19 protein-coding genes and 4 pseudogenes are annotated in these 20,087 nt (G+C 39.0%); 10 read left to right on the top strand and 13 right to left on the bottom strand.

The window, feature by feature from the left end; genetic code table 11:
- Positions 1-58: 58 nt before the first annotated feature.
- Positions 59-1,270, bottom strand: a complete 1,212-nt coding sequence (locus RRG12_RS30905; RefSeq protein WP_420758009.1) for an endonuclease — start codon at positions 1,268-1,270, stop codon at positions 59-61.
- Positions 1,271-1,576: 306 nt separating this feature from the next.
- Here RRG12_RS30905 and RRG12_RS30900 point away from each other — a divergent pair, with 306 nt between their 5' ends.
- Positions 1,577-1,942 (top strand): ArsR/SmtB family transcription factor, encoded by a 366-nt coding sequence (locus RRG12_RS30900; RefSeq protein ID WP_420761839.1) that lies wholly within the window; start codon positions 1,577-1,579, stop codon positions 1,940-1,942.
- 262 nt (positions 1,943-2,204) lie between these two features.
- Here RRG12_RS30900 and RRG12_RS30895 read toward each other — a convergent pair.
- Positions 2,205-2,648: pseudogene (locus RRG12_RS30895) on the bottom strand (FAD-dependent oxidoreductase); the annotation flags it as partial.
- A 73-nt stretch (positions 2,649-2,721) separates the two neighbouring features.
- On the opposite strand from RRG12_RS30895, the pseudogene RRG12_RS30890 reads away from it, so the two are divergent.
- From RRG12_RS30890 to RRG12_RS30880, 3 genes and pseudogenes are all read left to right on the top strand, one after another.
- Positions 2,722-2,868 (top strand): annotated as a pseudogene (locus RRG12_RS30890) (IS701 family transposase); the annotation flags it as partial.
- Between the two features lie 101 nt (positions 2,869-2,969).
- A complete protein-coding gene (locus RRG12_RS30885; RefSeq protein WP_069074888.1) occupies positions 2,970-3,797 on the top strand; it encodes an IS982 family transposase in 828 nt (275 codons plus the stop codon).
- Between the two features lie 142 nt (positions 3,798-3,939).
- A pseudogene (locus RRG12_RS30880) lies at positions 3,940-5,051 on the top strand (IS701 family transposase); the annotation flags it as partial.
- A gap of 17 nt (positions 5,052-5,068) precedes the next feature.
- Here RRG12_RS30880 and RRG12_RS30875 read toward each other — a convergent pair.
- The 4 genes from RRG12_RS30875 to RRG12_RS30860 form a co-directional block, all read right to left on the bottom strand.
- Positions 5,069-6,289: an ISL3 family transposase gene (locus tag RRG12_RS30875; RefSeq protein WP_420758946.1), complete on the bottom strand. Its 1,221-nt coding sequence runs from the start codon at positions 6,287-6,289 to the stop codon at positions 5,069-5,071.
- A gap of 418 nt (positions 6,290-6,707) precedes the next feature.
- The gene (locus RRG12_RS30870) at positions 6,708-7,181 is read right to left on the bottom strand and encodes a class I SAM-dependent methyltransferase (RefSeq protein WP_420761838.1); all 474 of its coding nucleotides are present in this window, start codon (positions 7,179-7,181) and stop codon (positions 6,708-6,710) included.
- Positions 7,182-7,326: 145 nt separating this feature from the next.
- A complete protein-coding gene (locus RRG12_RS30865; protein ID WP_420761837.1) occupies positions 7,327-7,569 on the bottom strand; it encodes a hypothetical protein in 243 nt (80 codons plus the stop codon).
- Positions 7,570-7,596: 27 nt separating this feature from the next.
- A complete protein-coding gene (locus RRG12_RS30860; RefSeq protein ID WP_420761836.1) occupies positions 7,597-7,929 on the bottom strand; it encodes a rhodanese-like domain-containing protein in 333 nt (110 codons plus the stop codon).
- A gap of 248 nt (positions 7,930-8,177) precedes the next feature.
- Between RRG12_RS30860 and psbA the strand changes: the two genes are divergently transcribed.
- From psbA to hetL, 5 genes are all read left to right on the top strand, one after another.
- Positions 8,178-9,263, top strand: coding sequence for a photosystem II q(b) protein (gene psbA, locus RRG12_RS30855; RefSeq protein ID WP_420761835.1), 1,086 nt, complete (start codon positions 8,178-8,180; stop codon positions 9,261-9,263).
- A 273-nt stretch (positions 9,264-9,536) separates the two neighbouring features.
- Positions 9,537-10,229, top strand: coding sequence for an MBL fold metallo-hydrolase (locus tag RRG12_RS30850; RefSeq protein ID WP_420761850.1), 693 nt, complete (start codon positions 9,537-9,539; stop codon positions 10,227-10,229).
- A gap of 56 nt (positions 10,230-10,285) precedes the next feature.
- On the top strand, positions 10,286-10,831 hold the full coding sequence (locus RRG12_RS30845) for a rhodanese-like domain-containing protein (protein WP_420761834.1): 546 nt from the start codon (positions 10,286-10,288) through the stop codon (positions 10,829-10,831).
- The gene (locus RRG12_RS30840) at positions 10,828-11,739 is read left to right on the top strand and encodes a sulfite exporter TauE/SafE family protein (protein ID WP_420761833.1); all 912 of its coding nucleotides are present in this window, start codon (positions 10,828-10,830) and stop codon (positions 11,737-11,739) included. Before RRG12_RS30845 ends, RRG12_RS30840 begins: the two co-directional genes overlap by 4 nt.
- 76 nt (positions 11,740-11,815) lie before the next feature.
- On the top strand, positions 11,816-12,529 hold the full coding sequence (gene hetL / locus RRG12_RS30835) for a heterocyst differentiation pentapeptide repeat protein HetL (protein WP_420761832.1): 714 nt from the start codon (positions 11,816-11,818) through the stop codon (positions 12,527-12,529).
- A 72-nt stretch (positions 12,530-12,601) separates the two neighbouring features.
- On the opposite strand, the gene RRG12_RS30830 is transcribed toward hetL, so the two are convergent.
- The 4 genes from RRG12_RS30830 to RRG12_RS30815 all read right to left on the bottom strand — a co-directional run bounded on the left by RRG12_RS30830 (position 12,602) and on the right by RRG12_RS30815 (position 15,999).
- Entirely contained in the window at positions 12,602-12,742 is a 141-nt protein-coding gene (locus RRG12_RS30830) for a hypothetical protein (protein WP_420761831.1), read from the bottom strand.
- Positions 12,743-12,784: 42 nt separating this feature from the next.
- Complete coding sequence (locus RRG12_RS30825; protein WP_420761830.1) at positions 12,785-14,086, bottom strand: hypothetical protein; 1,302 nt, start codon at positions 14,084-14,086, stop codon at positions 12,785-12,787.
- A 214-nt stretch (positions 14,087-14,300) separates the two neighbouring features.
- Positions 14,301-15,185, bottom strand: a complete 885-nt coding sequence (locus RRG12_RS30820) for a hypothetical protein (protein ID WP_420761829.1) — start codon at positions 15,183-15,185, stop codon at positions 14,301-14,303.
- A gap of 661 nt (positions 15,186-15,846) precedes the next feature.
- On the bottom strand, positions 15,847-15,999 hold the full coding sequence (locus tag RRG12_RS30815; protein WP_420761828.1) for a hypothetical protein: 153 nt from the start codon (positions 15,997-15,999) through the stop codon (positions 15,847-15,849).
- A 406-nt stretch (positions 16,000-16,405) separates the two neighbouring features.
- Between RRG12_RS30815 and RRG12_RS30810 the strand changes: the two genes are divergently transcribed.
- Positions 16,406-17,830: an NB-ARC domain-containing protein gene (locus RRG12_RS30810; RefSeq protein WP_420761827.1), complete on the top strand. Its 1,425-nt coding sequence runs from the start codon at positions 16,406-16,408 to the stop codon at positions 17,828-17,830.
- 101 nt (positions 17,831-17,931) lie between these two features.
- Here the strand turns inward: RRG12_RS30810 and RRG12_RS30805 are convergent.
- The 3 genes and pseudogenes from RRG12_RS30805 to RRG12_RS30795 form a co-directional block, all read right to left on the bottom strand.
- A pseudogene (locus RRG12_RS30805) lies at positions 17,932-18,075 on the bottom strand (radical SAM protein); the annotation flags it as partial.
- A gap of 43 nt (positions 18,076-18,118) precedes the next feature.
- The gene (gene nifT / locus RRG12_RS30800; protein ID WP_420761826.1) at positions 18,119-18,322 is read right to left on the bottom strand and encodes a putative nitrogen fixation protein NifT; all 204 of its coding nucleotides are present in this window, start codon (positions 18,320-18,322) and stop codon (positions 18,119-18,121) included.
- Complete coding sequence (locus tag RRG12_RS30795; RefSeq protein ID WP_420761825.1) at positions 18,319-18,585, bottom strand: nitrogen fixation protein NifZ; 267 nt, start codon at positions 18,583-18,585, stop codon at positions 18,319-18,321. The genes nifT and RRG12_RS30795 overlap by 4 nt, the downstream gene beginning before the upstream one ends.
- Positions 18,586-20,087 lie beyond the last annotated feature (1,502 nt).

Below are 20,087 nucleotides of genomic sequence, written 5' to 3'. Positions count from 1 at the left end.
GGGAGGACGGGGAAGAAGTCTTACCCCCCCACTCCTTTCAAGGGTAGGTATTTAAAAATCAGGCAGTAGAGAGGGTGATTTGAGAGACATGGAGTTGTGGAGTCAAGGAAGGCCAAGGTTCAGGGAAAAAGCTACCTTGAGGTAGGGGAAGACGATTAAGAACGGCAGCCTTAATCACTAAAAATCCACGACGGAAACATGAGAGACAACGATGGAAGACACTATTTTTCAAATTGCGTCGTGCAACGTGGGTTTGTGGTAATTCGTCTAAACTACTAATAGGCAAATTGGCATCAATAGCACCTCCAACACTAACCTGCCATAAAGTAGCGATTGCGATCGCTAACCAATGTCTCTCGGCTCGTTTGGTATCTGTCATTTTAGTTTGATGCCAAGCAAAACCACCTCTTTTACCGTCTTTAAATAGACATTCAATCCAAGAGCGCATCGAATACCAACAAGCATCCGCAACTTCGGGTTGTAAATCGGTGAGAATTAACCAAGGTTCGGCATAGCCCTCGTCATGACGGGCTAACAATGTACATTCAATCGGGTTACTTTTGAAACAAGTTACCAATGACTCAAATGACTGACCAACTTCTCGAACAAGAGTATTTAGAGGTAGCCAAGAAACAGTACCTTTAATTTGAAACTGCCCCTGAAGGTTAATCCGCATAAAAGGATGCCAACCACAGTTCAAGATTTGTTGATACAACCACTCAGCATAAAGCCCTCTATCTGTGGTGACAATTACAAACCAATCTGGTGGTACAGTTTTGTCTATATGGCGAAATAATTCTTCCCAGTGAGGTTTCCAACTTCCAGGAATGGTAGCTTCAACTATTTTCCAGGCAATTGGAATTCCACAGCCACGGTAAACAATGCTAATTGCTAATACAGTAAAGCGATCGCTTAAAGTTGAAGCATCTGCTGCCAATGCTAGACGTTTTTCACCTTTAGGCCAAAGACTTAGAATCCAAGATAGTAGTGGACTAAAACAAGATGTCACATCCAATGAAGTTCGACCAGTTTTTGTTTTATCTTCTGCGTCTCGATACCATTCCCGCAGTTGCTGACGTATAGTATTCTCCTTTTTACCCAGTAGTTCTGCTAAAAATACTGAAACCGTTGTCAGTCCACTTGATTGGGTCATTACTATCCCAAAAGTCCACATTGCCAGTACAACAGCTTGAGGTTTTGTGAGATTTGGCATTTTTTCAATTACTTTTCTAGTCCATTCTCTTAATTCCTCGCTTTTTCCTACTTGCATTCACCCTCCTGCACCCGTAGTAATTCTGCTGATAAAAGCTAGATAGTATTTTACCTGCAAAAATACGCCTTTATTAAATACCTACCCTTGAAAGCCCCACTCCCCCCACTCCCCCCACTCAAAAGCCAGTTAAATCATGGGTTTGCGCTTATCTTAGTGCCATTCCTACCCGTGACCAAGAGTGGGAAATTGCCATTTATACAAACTTACCGTCCATTGACGCTTCGGGGATTTTGGTGGCAGAGCTTTATCAAGAAGGAATTATAACTATATAGTAATATAAGTTATATATAAAATTGAATCCTTATGTCAGAGACTCTTTCTCGAAAAAACACTTCAGAAATTCTTGCTCCCGTTGCAGAGTATTTTAAGGTACTCTCTGAAACCAGTCGCTTACAGATTTTGAGTTGTCTCAGAACCGGGCCGATGAACGTTACTGAAATGGGTGAAGCTACGGCTTTAGGACAAGCGAATCTCTCAAAACATTTAAAGGTGTTGACCCAAGCAGGTTTGGTGTCCCGTCAGCAAAAGGGAGTTAGCGTCTACTATGCGATCAGTGACCCTGTAATTTTTGAATTATGCGAATTAGTTTGCGATCGCATTGGCAACGAAATACAAAAACGGGCTAAAGAATTTGAACAGATCAAAGCCTTTAGCACCTTCTCAAAATAACTATTTTCTCAGTCAAGCTGAGAAAAAGTTTCTTGGGAGTTTCCCTACTCTCCTCCCAACAAGGCATTGACATTTTTTTAATTAAAAATTAAAAGTTAAAAATTAAGAAGGATAATAGTTTTTAATTAATTTGAGGTACAAGTCCCCACTGATAGCGTCGGCGGAAAGCGAGTATTGGTTCGCGTAGCGTCTTGTAGCGAGCATCGCGTCTTGCAATTTTTAATTAATAATTTTTAATTTATAATTTCGAGAAGCGACTTGACTAGGCATTTACTTTTAGATTCACCTCCCAACGACGCGCACCATTGGTACGACGAATGTCTCGCCAAATTTGCGTAGCAGCTAAAGCCCCATCCCCCGCAGCAATCACTACCTGATTCAACCCTACCTTCAAATCACCAATGGCAAAGACTCGCGGGTGAGAAGTCCGACACATCTGATCGGTAACTAGATTACCTCTTTTTAACTCCAGGTTTATCCCTTGCAGATAGGTATTGTGATAGCGGGAACCCATTGAAATTAGACCAGTTTCTAACTCAATCACTGAACCATCCACCAACTCCACACCAGTCATCTGGTGATTGTGTCCCAAGAATTGCTTAATTGGTGTCTCCACTAGGCGATAACCATGTTCTTGGAGTTTCTGACGTACTTGCGGACTTACTTCAAAAGCTCCGTGAGTAAAGGCGGTAATATAAGATGTAAACTAGCTTAACCCTCTTTTATCACTCTCGACAAAGTATAATTAGGAGCGATCGCAAAAATACCAGACAGAGAGTATGGTTGAGCCTCGCCCACCTGCACCCACAGTAAAATTTGTGGACGAATACTGCCAGTTGTATCAAAACCTCTTTCCAGAAGTTAGAAGCTTTGAAGCTTTTAAGTACCTACACATGGGATGTGTTTCTGATATAAAACGTAAAACTCACGCCTGTAATAACTCAAGTTGCTAGTTACATACCAAGAAAGATGACATAGGGGTATAAAAACAATAAAATCCCTCCAGACAGAAAATTAGGAGGGAAATATGTTAAATGAAATAGTTACTATCTATTCTGTCATAGATGACCTATTGAAGGCGATTGGACATGATGAGGATATTCGTCGTGAAATGAGTGATGCAGAAATTATCACCACGGCAATGATAGCGGCAATGTTTTTTGGTGGGAATCATAGCAAGGCTTGCAGCTATATGAAAGACCATAACTTGATACCAGGAATGTTAGAAAAATCACGATTTAATCGGCGATTACACAAGGTATCGATGTTGATGAACGATTTATTTCATCAAATGGGAACAGCACTAAAAGAAATTAGTGAAGATACGGAATATCTTTTAGACTCGTTCCCCGTACCAATATGTGATAATATTCGCATCTTTAATGCGAAGTTAATTCACTCGGAAGAATATCGGGGTTATATCGCATCCAAGAAACGTTATTTTTATGGAGTGAGAGTACAGTTATTGACTACCAAAACAGGTATTCCTGTCGAATTTGTGTTCATGCCAGCTAGCGCAACAGATATACGGGGATTGAGTGCTTTACCCTTGAATTTAATGCCTGGGAGTCAAGTTTACGCCGATTCTGCCTATCTTGATTACACTGTGGAAGATGACTTAATTGAAACTAGTCAAATCTCGATGCAGGTCATGCGAAAAAGTAACTCTAAACGCCAAGATGCACCGTGGAATCAATACATTAAACAGTCTATTCGTCATTACATTGAAACCGTGTTTAGCGGCATCACTCGTTTCTTCCAAAAATCGCTTCATGCCGTAACATTTGAGGGGTTTTTACTGAAGTTACAAGCTTTTATTTTTGCTTACACTCTGCAACAAGCTTTTATTGACTAAGTTGCAAATGTTACTCTCTATTAAACTACACTGAACATTCCTAATGGCATTTTTATAGTGGTTGGAGTTCGTACAACCCTTATTTACTGTGCCTACACTTTCCATCTCCTCTTTTGTATTCTATTACCCGCAACTTGGGTTAATAGCGAAAATTGTAGGGTTAGATAATCATCAATCATTACATCATTTTTTAACAGCATCACCCTGGGATGTACAAGAATTAAGGAGGCAAAGGTTAGAATTAATATTATATATACTTCAAGGTCGCCCAATAATACTAATTATTGATGAGACAGGGGATAAGAAAAAAGGAAATACGACTGATTATGTAAAAAGACAGTACATTGGAAATTTAGGTAAAACAGATAACGGTATTGTGGCGGTTACAGCATATGCAGTCTTATCTGGAATGACATTTCCTCTAATATTTGAAGTATATAAACCGAGGGAAAGATTACAACCAGGAGATAAATATTTAACCAAACCTGAAATCGCTGGGATAATGATCAGAAAATTGCGAGCAATGGGGTTTAGATTCAATCTGGTGCTGGCGGATAGTTTGTATGGTGAAAGTAGTAAAAATTTTTTAAGCGTACTAAATGAATTAAATCTTAATTTTATTGTAGCGATTCGCTCAAACCATAGAGCATGGGGAATTACAGACTCAAAAGTAAAATACTCAGATTGGCAAAGATTCAAGCGTGTTTTCTCGGATTTAAGTTCAGAGAATAGATATATTAGAGAGATAATATGTGGCAAAAAATCGGATATCAGATATTGGCAAATAACAACTGATAAAGAAGAGCTTCCGAAAAACACGACTTGGTATGTAATGAGTAAATATCCAGAAATTACCCCAAGAGAAGTTGGTAATTTTTACGGTCTAAGGACTTGGGTAGAATATGGTTTAAAACAAAGTAAAAATGAATAAGTATTGCTGATTTTCGCCTCACTCATTATCCACAAATAGAGAAATGGTGGGAAATTGTTTTTAGTGCTTATCTGTTGGTTAGTCAACATTGAGAACAACTGCTAAAATTACCACCACAATCTGAATCTAGATTTTCATCACATCCTTGGTGGAATCAAGGCAATGGTTGGAATAGTATTCTGAATAACCTCCGTTTGATACTTCAGCCATTTACACTATTTAACTTGATTAAACCTTGGTTAGCGGTCTTTACAGTCCCTAAGCTATCTGAGGGATTTTTTCAACTTCAAATGATTGTTAATAATCTGACTTGCTCAATTTTTCGGTTCTTCGGTTACTTTTATGGAGAATTAATAGTAAAATGCCAATTTAATAAACTGCGTAATCGAAAATTGCTAAAGTTACGAAAGCCATATCCTAGTCTTTTAATTAACTTGAGTTTATTATTAATTCCTTCTACAACACCACTTGTAGTTCTCCCGTCAAAATAGCCTACTATTTCACCAAACCATCTAACCATTGTACCTATACTTTTGGGAAAACATAAAAGTGAATTATGCATCCAATCTAATAATTTAATTATGCTATCTCCCCAAGATTTAGTTGATTCAAATATCTCTCTAAATTCTTCTTTTAGTTGATGCATCTTAGCCAAGATAGGTGAAACCTCTTGGGCAGACTTTAACTTTTCTTTTTGCTTCTCGTTTAAAGAAGCCTCATTTTTAATGAAGCTATATTTGCTTTTATTTAATCCCTTTAATATTCGTTCTCTTTCTAATTTATTTTCTAGGGACATTGCTATTTTCTTTTCGGTTTTACGCATAGTATCTAATTCATCATTTACTTGTTTCATAACATGAAATCTGTCAGCAGTTATATTAGCATTAGGCATTAACTCTTCTACTAAACTTTTATAAGGCAACCAGAGATCAATGCTCACTTCTTCGATTTGTTTAAGCACCTGAACTCCCCATTTTACAAGGACTTCCCTGATTTCTTCTATTCGTCGTGAATGCACAATTTCAATTGGTTTATGAGTATCTAAATCTACTAATATTGCTAAATAGTTTCCTTGTCCTTTAACTAAAGCAATTTCATCTATACCTAGCCTTTTTAGATGAATTAAATTTATATTTAATATTTGCGATACTTGTCCTTTTAACATAGATTCGACTTCTTCATCGCTTAAATCATTTCTTTTGCCGACACTATGAATATTGCTATTTAATACTTGTTGAACTATTTCCATTGCCAATCTTTTAGTATATCCTTTACTCTTCTCTACAAAATTCAACTTTTCACTAAAGACTTTTTTACATTTATTACACTTGAATTGGCGACGATTTATTTTTAGTAGCACTCGTTTTTCACTCCAAGATAAATCATGAATCATCCGCCAATGATTTTGATGTATACTGTGAGTAATTTGTTTACAGGATGGACAAGCAGAATAGTTGACAGCTTTTTCTATTGTTATAATTATTCCTTCCCCTTCAATTTCTTCAAAATCTAACACTTTCATCTCTGGAAGATTCAGTATTTGGTCTACGGGAAATTTCATGACGATTGCCAAAAACTTTTGGATTTTATAAATATGATTATAATATTTTCACTATCTAAACATATCTAAAGACTTGTAAAGCTTTACAGGGCAGCAGTTTTGAGCTTAAAAAATTGAAAAATATAGGCATTAAATCTTCATGATTTTAATTTATTCCATAAAAAGAGCCGAAGAACCAATTTTTCAAAACTTAAATATTCCTTATTTCTATTTTTCCTCTGCCTAGAGTGACAAAAGAGGGTTAAGCTGAAGATCATTTCTTCAATACTTGCTTCACTACCTGCGAAGAAACCACATTTTTTATCTGTCATTTCATAACCATCGCAAATCATGCAGACATGCAAATTGTACCCAGCATCGACTAATGTGAATAAAGACTCCATCTTTAACTGTAGGTTCCATTTTTTTGCCTCCGAGTCTAAATATTTTGAGTATTAATTAAACTTTTTGAATCTTGTTCGACTATTTCGACAGTTTTCTTCCTAGCTACTCCAGCAATATGAGGGCTGACAATGGGAAAAGAAAGATTAAACTGTTGATAATCAACGCTCTCAAAACCAATATTTTCTAAAATTTCCCCAGTTTCACGGTTGGGGTGACAATTGTCGAACATTGTCTTCCAGACAGGTTCAATTCCATCTTGAATTCTGCGCGTCCAAGTACCGCATTCAGCGGCAACATGTTCGATAAATAAGAAACGACCATCAGGTTTGAGTACCCGCCCGATTTCTCGTAAGGTAGTTACAAGGTCAGTTACAGAACAGAGAACATGGGTACTGACAACAACATCAATGCTGTTATCTTCAATATCTAACCTTTCCGCTGATCCTAAACGTACCTCAATATTATGCAAACCAAAGCGTTCGGCTTCCTGCTTGAGATAAGAATGCATGAAAGGATTTGGCTCAATGCAAATAAGAAGGATATCAGTCAATACTTTTCGGTTAAGGGGGAAAGGGGAAAGGGAAAGGGTTTGAATTTCCCTTTCCCCATTGCCCTTTAACCTTTCCCCAGACCAAAAAGAGAGATTATTGGGTTTAACCGAAAAGTATTGGGATATCAGTGGGATAATAAGAGAGATTTGCCCCTGCTCCCGGCCCAATTTCTAAAAGTCGTCCATCTAAATCTGCAAAGAAAGCCTGTTTGAGTTGTGCCATAGTTTCATAACTGTTGCAACCCTGCAACTTGATGGCACTGTTATCTGCGGTATTTGCTTTAGCCATTCCCCAAGCAAAGAGACGTTTTAACCAGTCTGGAGTTATTTGTCTGTGTGGTGTCATAAAAAACTCCTGATTAAACCAAAATTATTACTTACCCGTACAAGTTTCTAGCCCCAATCGCCGCCACTCCATCATCCCACCGCTAATATTGAAGACTTTAGTAAAACCTGCTTTGACCAAATATTCAGCAGCGATAGGGCTACGGTGGGAGGTTAAACAAATTACAACAACAGATTCGTTCTTGGATAAATCCCGAAACCATTGGGGATAAAACCAACGACGTAAACCCGGTATCATGCCTATTAGAAGACGTGGCAAACTCAGGTTGATTGCCCCAGGTGCGTGAAACATCCCATACTCCAAGTTGCTACGCACATCTATCAGGAAGGGAGGTTCAGCTAAGAGCCTGTCAAGAAACAACTTTTACAATTTATTATCTAGAAAGCTTACTGAGAAAGCATTTCTAGCTCAAAAGAGGCATCTTTTTTAACTTAAAGTGAAAGCCCAGTCTAGATTACAGCCCGCTTGTCACGCCTCAAACTCACTGCCTATTAAAATAACTTTAAAGCAATATGAGAATTTGCTTGACATCTTATATAACTATGTGGTTATATAAAAGGATAAGGTTAACTTGCCTTGAACAACGATTAACCTCGGAATTAAAAATTATGACTATTTCTCTGCAACAACGCCAAAGTAGTAACAATCTTTGGGAGAAATTCTGCAATTGGATCACCAGTACCAACAACCGTATGTACATTGGTTGGTTTGGCGTACTGATGATTCCCACACTCTTAACGGCAATCACTTGTTTCGTCATTGCTTTCATTGCTGCACCACCTGTAGATATAGATGGTATTCGTGAACCTGTCGCTGGTGCTTTACTCTATGGCAATAACATCATTACTGCTGCGGTTGTGCCTACTTCCAATGCAATTGGTCTGCACTTTTATCCCATTTGGGAAGCGGCTAACTTAGATGAGTGGTTATATAATGGCGGCCCTTACCAGTTGATTATTTTCCACTTCCTGATTGGTATTTACTGCTACATGGGTCGTCAGTGGGAATTATCTTACCGCTTAGGGATGCGTCCTTGGATTTCTATTGCCTACAGCGCACCTGTTGCTGCTGCCACTGCGGTAATATTAGTCTACTCTATAGGTCAAGGTTCTTTCTCTGATGGGATGCCTTTAGGGATTAGTGGTACTTTCAACTTCATGCTTGTATTGCAAGCAGAACACAACGTTCTCATGCACCCATTCCACATGTTGGGAGTAGTTGGTATCTTTGGTGGTGCTTTATTCTCTGCCATGCACGGTTCTCTAGTTACTTCGTCTTTAGTTCGAGAAACCTCTGAAACTGAATCCCAAAACCACGGTTACAAATTTGGTCAAGAAGAGGAAACTTACAATATTGTCGCAGCTCACGGTTATTTCGGTAGATTGATCTTTCAATACGCATCTTTTAACAATAGTCGTGCTTTACACTTCTTCTTAGCTGCTTGGCCAGTAATTGGTATCTGGTTTGCTGCCTTGGGCGTATCCTCTTTTGCCTTTAACCTCAATGGTTTTAACTTTCACGATTCCCTTCTTGATTCTCAAGGTGGTGTAATTAATACTTGGGCAGATGTTTTAAACCGCGCTAACTTGGGAATTGAAACAATGCACGAACGCAACGTTCACAATTTCCCCTTAGATTTAGCTGCTGGAGATATTCAACCTGTAGCTTTAGTTGCTCCTGCTATTCACGGTTAATTAATTCTAAGTTTCAGTTCGTTGTAATTCCTCAACAACAATGTAAGCAACCCAAGTTAAAAATGCTTCGGGTTGCTTTTTTATCAAAAGGGCGTTGCTATCAGGAAAGAATCATTGTTTGGCGATGGGCTACGCCCCGATGGAAGCGATGGCGCAAAGCGGTCACTGTAGCTGATCGCAACAGCCACAAAAAACTAACTCCAGTGTGGACAACATATTACTATATAGTTATATGATTAATCAATCAAGCAATTTTATCTGGAGTTAGCCATGATGTTATTCCGACAACTCTTTGACCCGGAAACAAGTACATATACTTATTTAATTGCTGATTTAGAAACCAAAACGGCGATTTTGGTCGATCCGGTATTAGAACAGGTAGATCGCGATCGCCAATTACTCACAGAACTAGGATTAACTCTCAAATACTGCTTAGAAACCCATATCCACGCCGATCATATTACTGGAACAGCTAAATTGCGGAAGGCTACGGGTTGTTTGGGGATTGTACCGGAAAATGCCCAAGCTATATGTGCAGACAGATTTATCAAAGATGGAGAAGTATTAGAGTTAGGGAGTCTAAAAGTAAAGGCAATGGCAACTCCGGGTCATACTGATAGCCATAATGCCTATTTAGTTAATGGTACTCATCTACTCACCGGAGATGCCCTGTTAATTCGTGGTTGCGGACGGACTGACTTTCAGAGTGGAAATGCAGGGATGATGTATGACGCAATAACGCAACGGTTGTTTACATTACCTGACGAAACCTTAGTTTATCCCGGTCATGATTATCGAGGTAACACAGTTTCCACCATTGGGGAAGAGAAACAATGGAATTCGCGGCTGGTGGGACGAAACCGCAGCGAATTTATCCAATTGATGGGAAACCTGAATCTACCCAACCCGAAAAAGATTATGGAAGCAGTACCTGCGAACCAGCGCTGCGGTAGCGTTGCTGCGTAACAAAATCACACAAAAACTTCGCGTTTAAAAATCTACATTCCTAAGTATAAAAAGCAATGACTACTTCCCGTATAAACAAATTACAAACCGTTGATGCCCAAACACTCAAACAGTTGCGGAAACAACAAGCTATCACACTTATAGATGTTCGTGAACCAGCTGAGTATTCAGGAGAGCATATTCCCGGAGCAACTATGATTTCCCTATCCAAATTTGATCCGCGCAAAGTTCCCCAAGATCAAGACACAAAAGTGATTCTCTACTGTCGTTCCGGGAATCGTTCAACAATGGTTGCTCAAAAGCTATTTGATGCGGGTTTTACAACTGTTACCCATCTGGAAGGAGGTATAAGCGCTTGGAAACAAGTGGGTTATGCTACCACAATTAACAAAAATGCCCCCATTAGTTTAATGCGGCAAGTGCAAATTGTCGCTGGGTTATTAGTATTAACAAGCACATTATTGGTAGCATTTGTTTCTCATTGGTTCCTGATTCTCAGTGTTTTTATGGGAGCCGGATTAATGTTTTCGGGAATTACAGATAGCTGTATGTTAGGGATGTTACTAGCAAAGCTTCCTTATAATCAACGGAGCAGTGTATGACGCTGTGGATTATTGGGCATTTGTTAGCAGCTTGTATTGGGGTGAGCTTAGGTTTGATTGGTGGTGGGGGTTCGGTGCTGGCGCTACCAATTTTAGTTTACGTCATGGGTATACCGCCAAAATCTGCGATCGCCATGACTTTGGTAATTGTCGGTACTGTTAGCTTATTGGGGGTAATTCCCCACTGGCGAGCCAAAAATGTTGATTTCAAGACTGCATTTATTTTTGGTTCGGCAACGATGTTGGGGGCATTTGTGGGGGCAAAAATTGCTACTCTCCCAGTAGTTACCGCAGCTTTTCAAATGATGCTGTTTGCAGTCATGATGTTAGTGGCTGCGGTGTTTATGATTCGGCGTAGTTCTAAACCTGTTGCAGCAGATGACAAACTGGCATTTTATCCCCCACCTGTCTGTAAGTATTGCTGGTTGTGGTTAATTAGTGAAGGCTTGGGTGTGGGAGTGCTGACTGGGTTCGTTGGTGTTGGTGGTGGGTTTGCGATCGTGCCAGCTTTGGTACTCTTGGGAAATGTACCAATGAAACAGGCGATTGGAACATCCTTGTTAATTATTGTATTTAATTCAGTTGCAGGCTTTTTAGGCTACTTGGGACACGTTTCTTTAAATTGGAACTTGATCTTATCCTTTATTGTGGCTGCTAGTGTGGGAACAATTTTCGGTGCGTACTTAGCTGAATTTGTTCCAGCTAATAGACTTCAGAAAACTTTTGGTTATTTTTTGCTTGCAGTTGCAGCTTTGGTTTTAGTGCAGAATCGTCAGCAACCGCGATCGCCCCAGGTAGATAATCATAGCAACGCCCGACTAGTCACAATCAGTAGACCGAAAACTTTTGCCATACCTTCTCTACGAGATGCTATGCGAACGGTGGGCGTAGCGATCGCCAAAAAATAACTGCATCCCAAAACTCCGTATGAAGAATTACACAGCGATCGCCTGAAAAACCTCCCATGAACCTAAAATTTTTAACATGGATATACATGAAATTCTCAAATCTTATGCTGCTGGAGAAAGAAGCTTCCCAAGACTGAATCTGCAAGAAGCAGAATTAACCAATGCAGACCTCAGAGGCGCAGATTTTAGCAATGCCGATTTACGTCAGACACGACTTGGTAAAGCCAACTTCAATCAAGCATGTTTGCGAGAAGCTAACCTGAGTGAAGCTATTCTCTGGGGAATAGACCTAAGTGAAGCAGATTTGTATTGCGCCATTCTTCGTGAGGCTGATTTGACTGGTGCAAAGCTGGTTCGGACATATCTAGACAAAGCCAACTTAATCAAAACCAGTTTATGTGGTGCTAATTTAAATGGTGCAAAACTCTCTGGTTCTCTACTAATTCAAGCAGATTTACGTCCCAGTTCCAATCAACGTACAGATTTGGGATATGCGGTTTTAACTGGGGCAGATTTGAGCTACGCTGACCTGAGAGCGGCTTGTATGCATCATGCCAACTTAGATGGAGCGAAGTTATGTCGGGCAGACCTAAGTCGAAGCATCCAGTGGGGAGATTTGGCGACGGATCTTAGTGGAGCCAGTTTGCAAAGAGCAGACTTGAGCTATGCAGATCTCAATGGTGCGATTCTGCGAAAAGCTAATCTGCAAGGAGCAGACTTAACTGGAGTTATTCTCACTAACGTTGATTTCCAAGGAGCGATCATGCCCGATGGTACAATTCATGATTGATGATAGGCGATGTCTACGACGGGCTACGCCTACGCACTCGTTGCTGACAAGTTTAAAATCATCAGCTATTTGTCAATAAGTAATAGTGCTTAAATCATTGCTAAAAATCGGCGTAGAAAACACAATTTTTGGTAACGCTTGCTGCAAGCGCGATCGCTCTACTTCAAAATATGGGAATGAAGAGACGATCGCACATTTTTTATCCGACCTCACTAAATGGTGTTGCTTCTAAATAGAATTATCATGACATTCCAATCATGGCTGGTCTATCAACCAATAAGCACCTGCATTTTTTTTAGTTGTTAGATATGAACCAGAATCCTTAATACACAACCACTGATCCGTCCAGTGATGATTGACAAAATAAACTTCGTCGCCATAATAAATAATTGGCTCGTTGTTATTCTTTTTGCGAATAGTCCATAGCTGCTTCTCTCCCCATCCATCTGTCTCGTAATAGAGGCTAGGAGTTGTCCATGCACCAAGAATATTCTCATTTCCAACAGATTGTTCGGTAGTCTCTATTCTTACCGTATCTCCATCTTTTAAGATTCCATTCCCTCCAGATAGCAAAAGTTGTATTGGCATCTCTGAACTATTAATTTGTGGATAGTAATATTTAGGAGGCAAATTGCCAAACGACAAAGACTCATACTTTGCAGAAACGATGGAATCTTTTTTTGTTGGAGTACGCATATAGAATTTATTACCATATTGAAATACTGGGGGTTTTTTCGGTGAAAATGGTGTTTCTAATGAGTGAATCAATAAATCAGAAATGGTTTTTCTGTTTAGAGGAAATTCATCGACTACTTTAAATTCTACTTTTTCTCCTGTGGATAAATTTCTCCATCCATTGTCGTCATAATATAAACGAATAGTTTTTCTTTCTTTTAGCTTAAAATAACAAGGAACATAACCTGATAGCTCTTGTGGCAATATATAACCATTATTCCATTGTTGCGAAGATATTAGGAGAATTATTTCATTAGAAAAGTGCCAATATTGACTAGAATGTGAATCCAATTCCAAAAAGCAATTACATCCGATCATGCTCTCCCAAGATGCATAGTCAATACTCTCTCCTTCTTGACTCCATTGAAAGGCTCGGCCAAGACCTATGTAAAACAAATCATCGCTTTTGTTGGATAACCCAAGAGTATAATTGTCCCAATTCTGGCTTTTTTCTACATTAGACTCAGCAAAATTAATTTTTGGGGAAGAGCTACCTGTAGAATCTACTTCAAAAAAGTTCTGTACTAGGCTTTGCTTCACTAATTTATCTGAAGAAAAATAACAAGGAATAGAACCTCTATTTGCATCGGCTGCAACCCGAAAAGGCCAATGATCAACTAGAATATTTAAAGTGGTTGATGACGTTAGTTGATTCAGAGCAATTGAACCCCCAAAAGAAAGGTAAGAATTACTAGGATTTGTACCTATTATACCTTGCAGAATATATAAACGAGATTGAGATAATTTTAGTAAATTCAACTTATCATGCTCAAATTGTATAATAATCTGTATCCAAGATTCATATGAGACAATATTACCCATGAGCAGAACCAAATTTGAGAAAAAACTTTATATAGCTAAATAGAGAGTTTATTAAAAATATTCTCAATAAACTCTCTAAAAGTCTCTCGTATGGGGACACCGTTGTTTAGCAAACTCGTGATGTCTCAATTTAAAAATGAAGGATAGGATAATTCTGAAAAATTCAAATTTATCTTATCCAGTCCCTCAAAACTATCTTGATAGACTACTATATCTATCTTTTAGGACCGAAGACTGAGAGGGCAGTTTGGGAACTTACTTCAGTTAGCATTTTATTAGAGTCGTTATCAGCAGCTGTTAATCCATTGTTGTCTCTGTCCAGCAAGAGTTTCACCTCTGGATTATCGGCAGCACTAAATGCTGTCAAGTCAATTAATACCCCCGGAGCAAAGATATTCGAGCGAATGATACCTTGTTGAACATTAACAGCGGCTAGGAAAATCAAAACTTTCTCAATTGGCTCCATAGTTAAGATGTTGTCTGCTGCTACATCGAAGACCGCAAAGGGCGCATTATCATCCACATGAGCTTCTGAAGGACCAGTTAGCCCCAGAAGTGCGCGACCTGATGCAGATTGATTTGTCACAACAATAGGTCCTGCACCCCGTCCCTCCTCTTTTACCTCTAGACGATTATTTTCATTGAGGAGGACTTTTGAGCCTAATGGAATGGCATCAGTTCTGGTACTTGTCCGAATGATAGTGTCATCGCTGACTTTGATAAACTTGTTGTAAAAGACGGAATAAGTCGGCTTATAAAAGATATCTATATTTGTTGACCAATGCTTAGGTTGCAGAGCAAACCAAGTAGGGACATAGCCTGGAGCTCCTTTTCCATCACAGAACTTAAAGGCATAAAGACACCAGCTATTGTCACGGTAATATTTTTGGTCACCTTCTTTAATGTTGATTATCGATATATTGAAAGTCATGGTAACTCCTATGTTTTTTAGTTTCAGGTTTTCGATTTTGAGGGAAACTTGACCATACTCAGCACTAAATACTGAGTAAGTTAAAAAATACTCATAACTTCTGTACTTGGTACAAGCCCCACCCTTGATCGGCAGAATCTTCTTAACGTGAGAAGGTTGATACCCCACCCTTTGTGGGTGGTCTTTTAACTCAGCACTCAGGACTCAGGACTCAGGACTCTTCATTTTGATCTTAAGCAGAGATATTGCAGAGTCATTCATACTAGACGTAAATAGTTAGCCAGTCTAGTTTCTAGCCCACACAGGTAGTCATTACGAATCAGTATATGTCGCTCATAATCCTTTTACCTTCCTCAAGATTTACTTTATAAATTTAGTATTTACCTTAAATCCATTCAACTCAACCGAAGTTGACGAACTTAAAAACTTCTCAACTTCAGTCTCTACAAGCTAGACACAGGAAAGATTTCAACTATTGTCAAATTAAACTTTATTTCCCCTTGTTTCTCTTAAAATCGGCAAATAAACCTTAACTTCGGGATCTAAAGTCACAAAACTTGAAATTCACCACAGCTAAAACTTTCTCTCGGTTTTACCGAAACGCTTCAAAATCAATCGTTGCAGTAAACGTTTCAATATCAGCGATCGCCCATACATTTCAGATCAATCGAAAAACCCGCCCAATCTGAGTACAATTTGATTAGACATAGGCAACCGTGACCTTCCCTGCAACAATCTATATTCGTAGAAGAGCGATGTCTACGACGGGCTACGCCTACGCACTGATTAAGCAGTTATCTCCCCAGAAAAGTTAACTGCCGTCATTCAATTATTGGAGTTTCTGTCGGAGTTTCAGCCCTTCAATACCGCCTGAGTCAGTTCTTAGAGCATCTCCCCAGGAAAATCGAGTACCTGCGGCGCGAAGACGAATAGTAGCCAGCAGAACCGATCGCTTCCCAATTCCAGCAACAGCGATCGCCATTCAAAAGCTGAATTACGAAAATACAACACAAAAGAAAGGCGATCGCCAACTTAATCAAACCCGTAAAATTACTTAACGTGGGTGCGAGAATAAAGCAAGTAACATAAAATTAGCTGGATAAATTTGCTTCACTCAGTCTTGTAAGACTTACCTGCTTTCAGACTGAAATAGTGCTTAATATCTGTGTTTCCTATAATAATTCTTGAACAAATCTTTTGAATGGGTACAGTTTTGACAATTAAGACTTGATTGAGTAGCTAATTTTATAGCTTTGGCAGCTGAAGTTATTTACTGCTGATTTGTGTCTTGTGTCAGTCATCTCCTGTTTGTTGGTGCATCTTACCGATGTACTACAGACGGTCATGCCTATCCATAAAAAATACATTTATCACCTGCAACATTTCCCATGAAATCCCAACAAAGGAGCCGTAGACGTGGTGTAATCCTAACGCCCCAAGGATTGCAGAAACTCCAAGATGCAAAATCTCAATCAGAAAGTAATGAAAATTTTGATAAACATTATACCCGTGAAGCTTTAGGCTTTCGCATGGGGTTAGACCCAGATACGGTAGCAAAGGTATTTGCCTGTGAAATCGGAGTAGATCGGCAAACCCTGAATTATTGTTTCCAAGCATTCAAGCTACAACTAGAACCTAATGATTATCAGTTAGCCAATCCAGATATCAACCCCCAGGAAGACTACACAAAAATTCCAAATCGAATTGATTGGGGAGAAGCACCAGATGTATCCCTTTTTTACGGACGTACAGAAGAACTGGGAACCCTGAAGCACTGGATTTTAGCTGAGTCTACCCCAGAGCAAGCAATACCCTGCCGTCTCATTACCTTATTAGGCATAGGTGGTATCGGCAAAACCTACCTATCGATGAAGCTCGCTCAACAACTTCACAATCAGTTTGAGTTCGTGATTTGGCGATCGCTCCTTCCGGGTCCTTCACTGAACGATCTTTTAGCAGACTTAATCTCCGTCCTATCCGATGGGAAAGAAACTGATCTACCAGAATCATTCAATCACAGAATTTCACGACTGATTCATTATTTGCAACGTTATCGTTGCTTACTGGTTTTAGATGGTGCTGACAGAGTTCTCCAAGAATGTGCAGCCACAGAAATCACCTGTCGAGATTGCATCTGGCTTCACCACACAACCGGCGGGGAATACTGTGAGTTATTTAGGAGAGTGGGAGAAGCCACCCATCAAAGTTGCTTAATCTTAACCAGTCGGATCAAATCTCATGAGATCGCTCCGCTTGAAGGAAAGACAACACCTGTGCGAGTATTCTCTCTCCAAGGATTACAGGTTACAGACATACAAGAACTTTTGAAAACAAAAGGAACCTTTAGAGGAACGCCAGACGACTGGAATCGATTAATCGAATCCTATGGAGGGAATCCCCATATCCTAAACCGCATTGCCATAACGATTCAAAAGTTATTTGATGGTAGTATAACTGAATTTTTAAAACAAAAAGTTACACTTTTCGGTACAATTCTCAACGATTTATATCCAGAATTTGAATACCTATCAGATGTAGCTAAAGCAACGATTCAATGCATGGTACTTAATCGTCAACCCATTTCTTTTTCACAGCTACGAACAAAGATGCCATCCTCAGTTTCATCCCAAGAACTACTGGAAAGCTTAGAACTACTGCAAGGGCGATCGTGGATTGATGCCAAATCAGGTCTGTTTTCCCTCCAACCGATGATGATTGAATATGTCAAATCTTTTATTATTGATGAGCAGATCGCCAAATTTCAGCCGAACGCATTTCTGGATCAAGAACATCAACGTCAGGTAGCAAGCTAGAACTGTCAGGATGATCAATAGGGGTTTTAGCGATCGCAAATAACAGAGTAAACAGCATTTATAATAGAGCGATCGCTCAACAATCTAAGGTGACTTATACCAAGAGTGAAGCCACTAAAAGACATCACATTTACCTTACTCGCTAAGTCCACCAGTGCAGATGCTTACTAAAATGTTTTGCCACCAGAGAAAGTTACACCTATATTACAGGGGTTGCTGAGAATGTTTTCAGCAAGGGTATCAACCTCTGTAACTGAAGAGGCAGTTGTTGCTGGGAGCAGTTTATGTTTAATACAACCTTTTAGCCTCTATAGTTTGCGGTAATCGTAAAGGTTCTGATAAATCTGGAATTGCTAGTTCCCAACCGTTTGCTAAGGTAAAAATCTGACCCTCACATCCCTCTGTTTGGTTCACCACTTCTTCCTCAATATCTTTTTTGGCAATATAGACTACTAAATGTCCGGCAGCATTCTGACGCAGCATAACTTTCATTTGATTTCCTCAACAGGTTCTAGTTCTTTTTTGCGACAACCGACGATAAAGCCCTTGTCAATAAAATGCACTGCATAGATATAGGAATTTTGCAAAAAGGTCCCAATACTGACGATGTAGCCAATTTCTCCCTTTTTTGCTAGTGTTGCCCCAATTTCTTGACCGGGATATGTGCCATCGTTGCGGATCAGCTTGCGAGTTTTGACTTTTGAGCCAATTTCAAAGGCTGGTGGCAAGTCTAGTTCTAATTCATCCAATTGCATAAAATAACCTCTGGGATGGGACAAAACTCAATAGTTTTTGCATATTGAAGCTGCATTTGTTTTGTACCAATTCTTGCCACACTGCGTCTAAGATAGATTGGAATATCATCTGAGGTTAAACTCATACCCTATTGCTGTAGCAAATTAGTTACCAAGTGCCGATCTCAATGTTTACCCATTATGTGCTACCGATTCGTACTCAAAGAGCATCTAAAAATCTGTCATATAGCAATCCTAAATGAGAGCAACCTGATAGTATTTTTGTACTATAAAAATTATTTACTAATACACATCTCCAGAAATTAAATATGCGTTATCCAGAACCCTTGTAGAGACGTAGCACTGCTACGTCTCTACATTCATTTTCGGAGATGTCTAATCACCAAGAATTTTATTTTCTTAAGTTGCAGAAGTATACACTGTGTTCGGATCTCAAATAGGGATTGTTATAGTAGCTGCGAAAATGACAAACAAAACTGTTTGACAGTCTTTTGCTCTGTAAAGATGTTGTATATCTGTCGCATCGAAATTTATAGGGTGAAAGAGCAATGTGTTACTTATATCAGGCGGCTCTAACCACAAAAGTGCATATATTAGCTTGTACTCAATTACTATGAATGCCGATTCAATCGGAATTTACAAGCTAAAAAAAATTTTTTCACGTCAGGGTACTAGTATTTTTAGACTAGGGATACTGATGTTTATCAGAGTCGGGAGTGAGTATTTATTTACTTAAGACTAAAATGCCAAGCGGAATTTGAAGGCATTTTTGTCATGATTTCTTCAATATTAGTTTTTACTCATCTGCACTCGCCGATGGAATACATTAAAAAATAATTTTCTGTATATCAAGCTACGATATACAATTTTATTGTTGAGTTTCAGAAACATCAGCTTTATACTTGATTTTAAAACTCCTGTCTGTATATCTAGGCACGATTTTGGATAAAGTTAGTTTTTTTAGCAAAAAAGTGATATTTTAGATACAGAATTGAATTTCGTTGAGCAACTGGGCTGGTTCTTGATTAACTACTCCAGTTCTTTATCCCTAAAGTACCCAAGTAAATAGTGCTTTGAGCAGCAATGTGATACGCCCAGCTTTTAGCGATCGCACACACTCTGAGTACATATAAGAAAAGGTCAAAAAACAACTCAAATGGCACTCAAACTATTGCTAGTGCTGGGTTTAAGGTGAGTACAAAAATACTTGTACCCTTCATCATAAATACTCGTACCCTTTCCAGAAAATACTAGCACCCATACCTGAAAACTTTTTTTAAAAGCTTCTAAAAGCCTGGTAATTATAAGTTTCAGTTTTTGAGTACAAACGTAATCAGTTTAATAATTTCTAAAAAACACTCGCAACATCTTCTTTTGAGGCGGCTGCTATAAATAAAACATGTAGCACTAAACACTGAATGCACTAACAAAAATGTATCGCTAAATACTTAATGCCCTAACAAAAACTCGAAAGTTATAACCAGTAAACCAAAAAGTTTTCC

This window comes from Nostoc sp. CALU 546 (assembly GCF_048836525.1).
The sequence above is the reverse complement of the archived record's forward strand: the minus strand, read 5'-3'. Positions and strand labels throughout refer to the sequence as shown.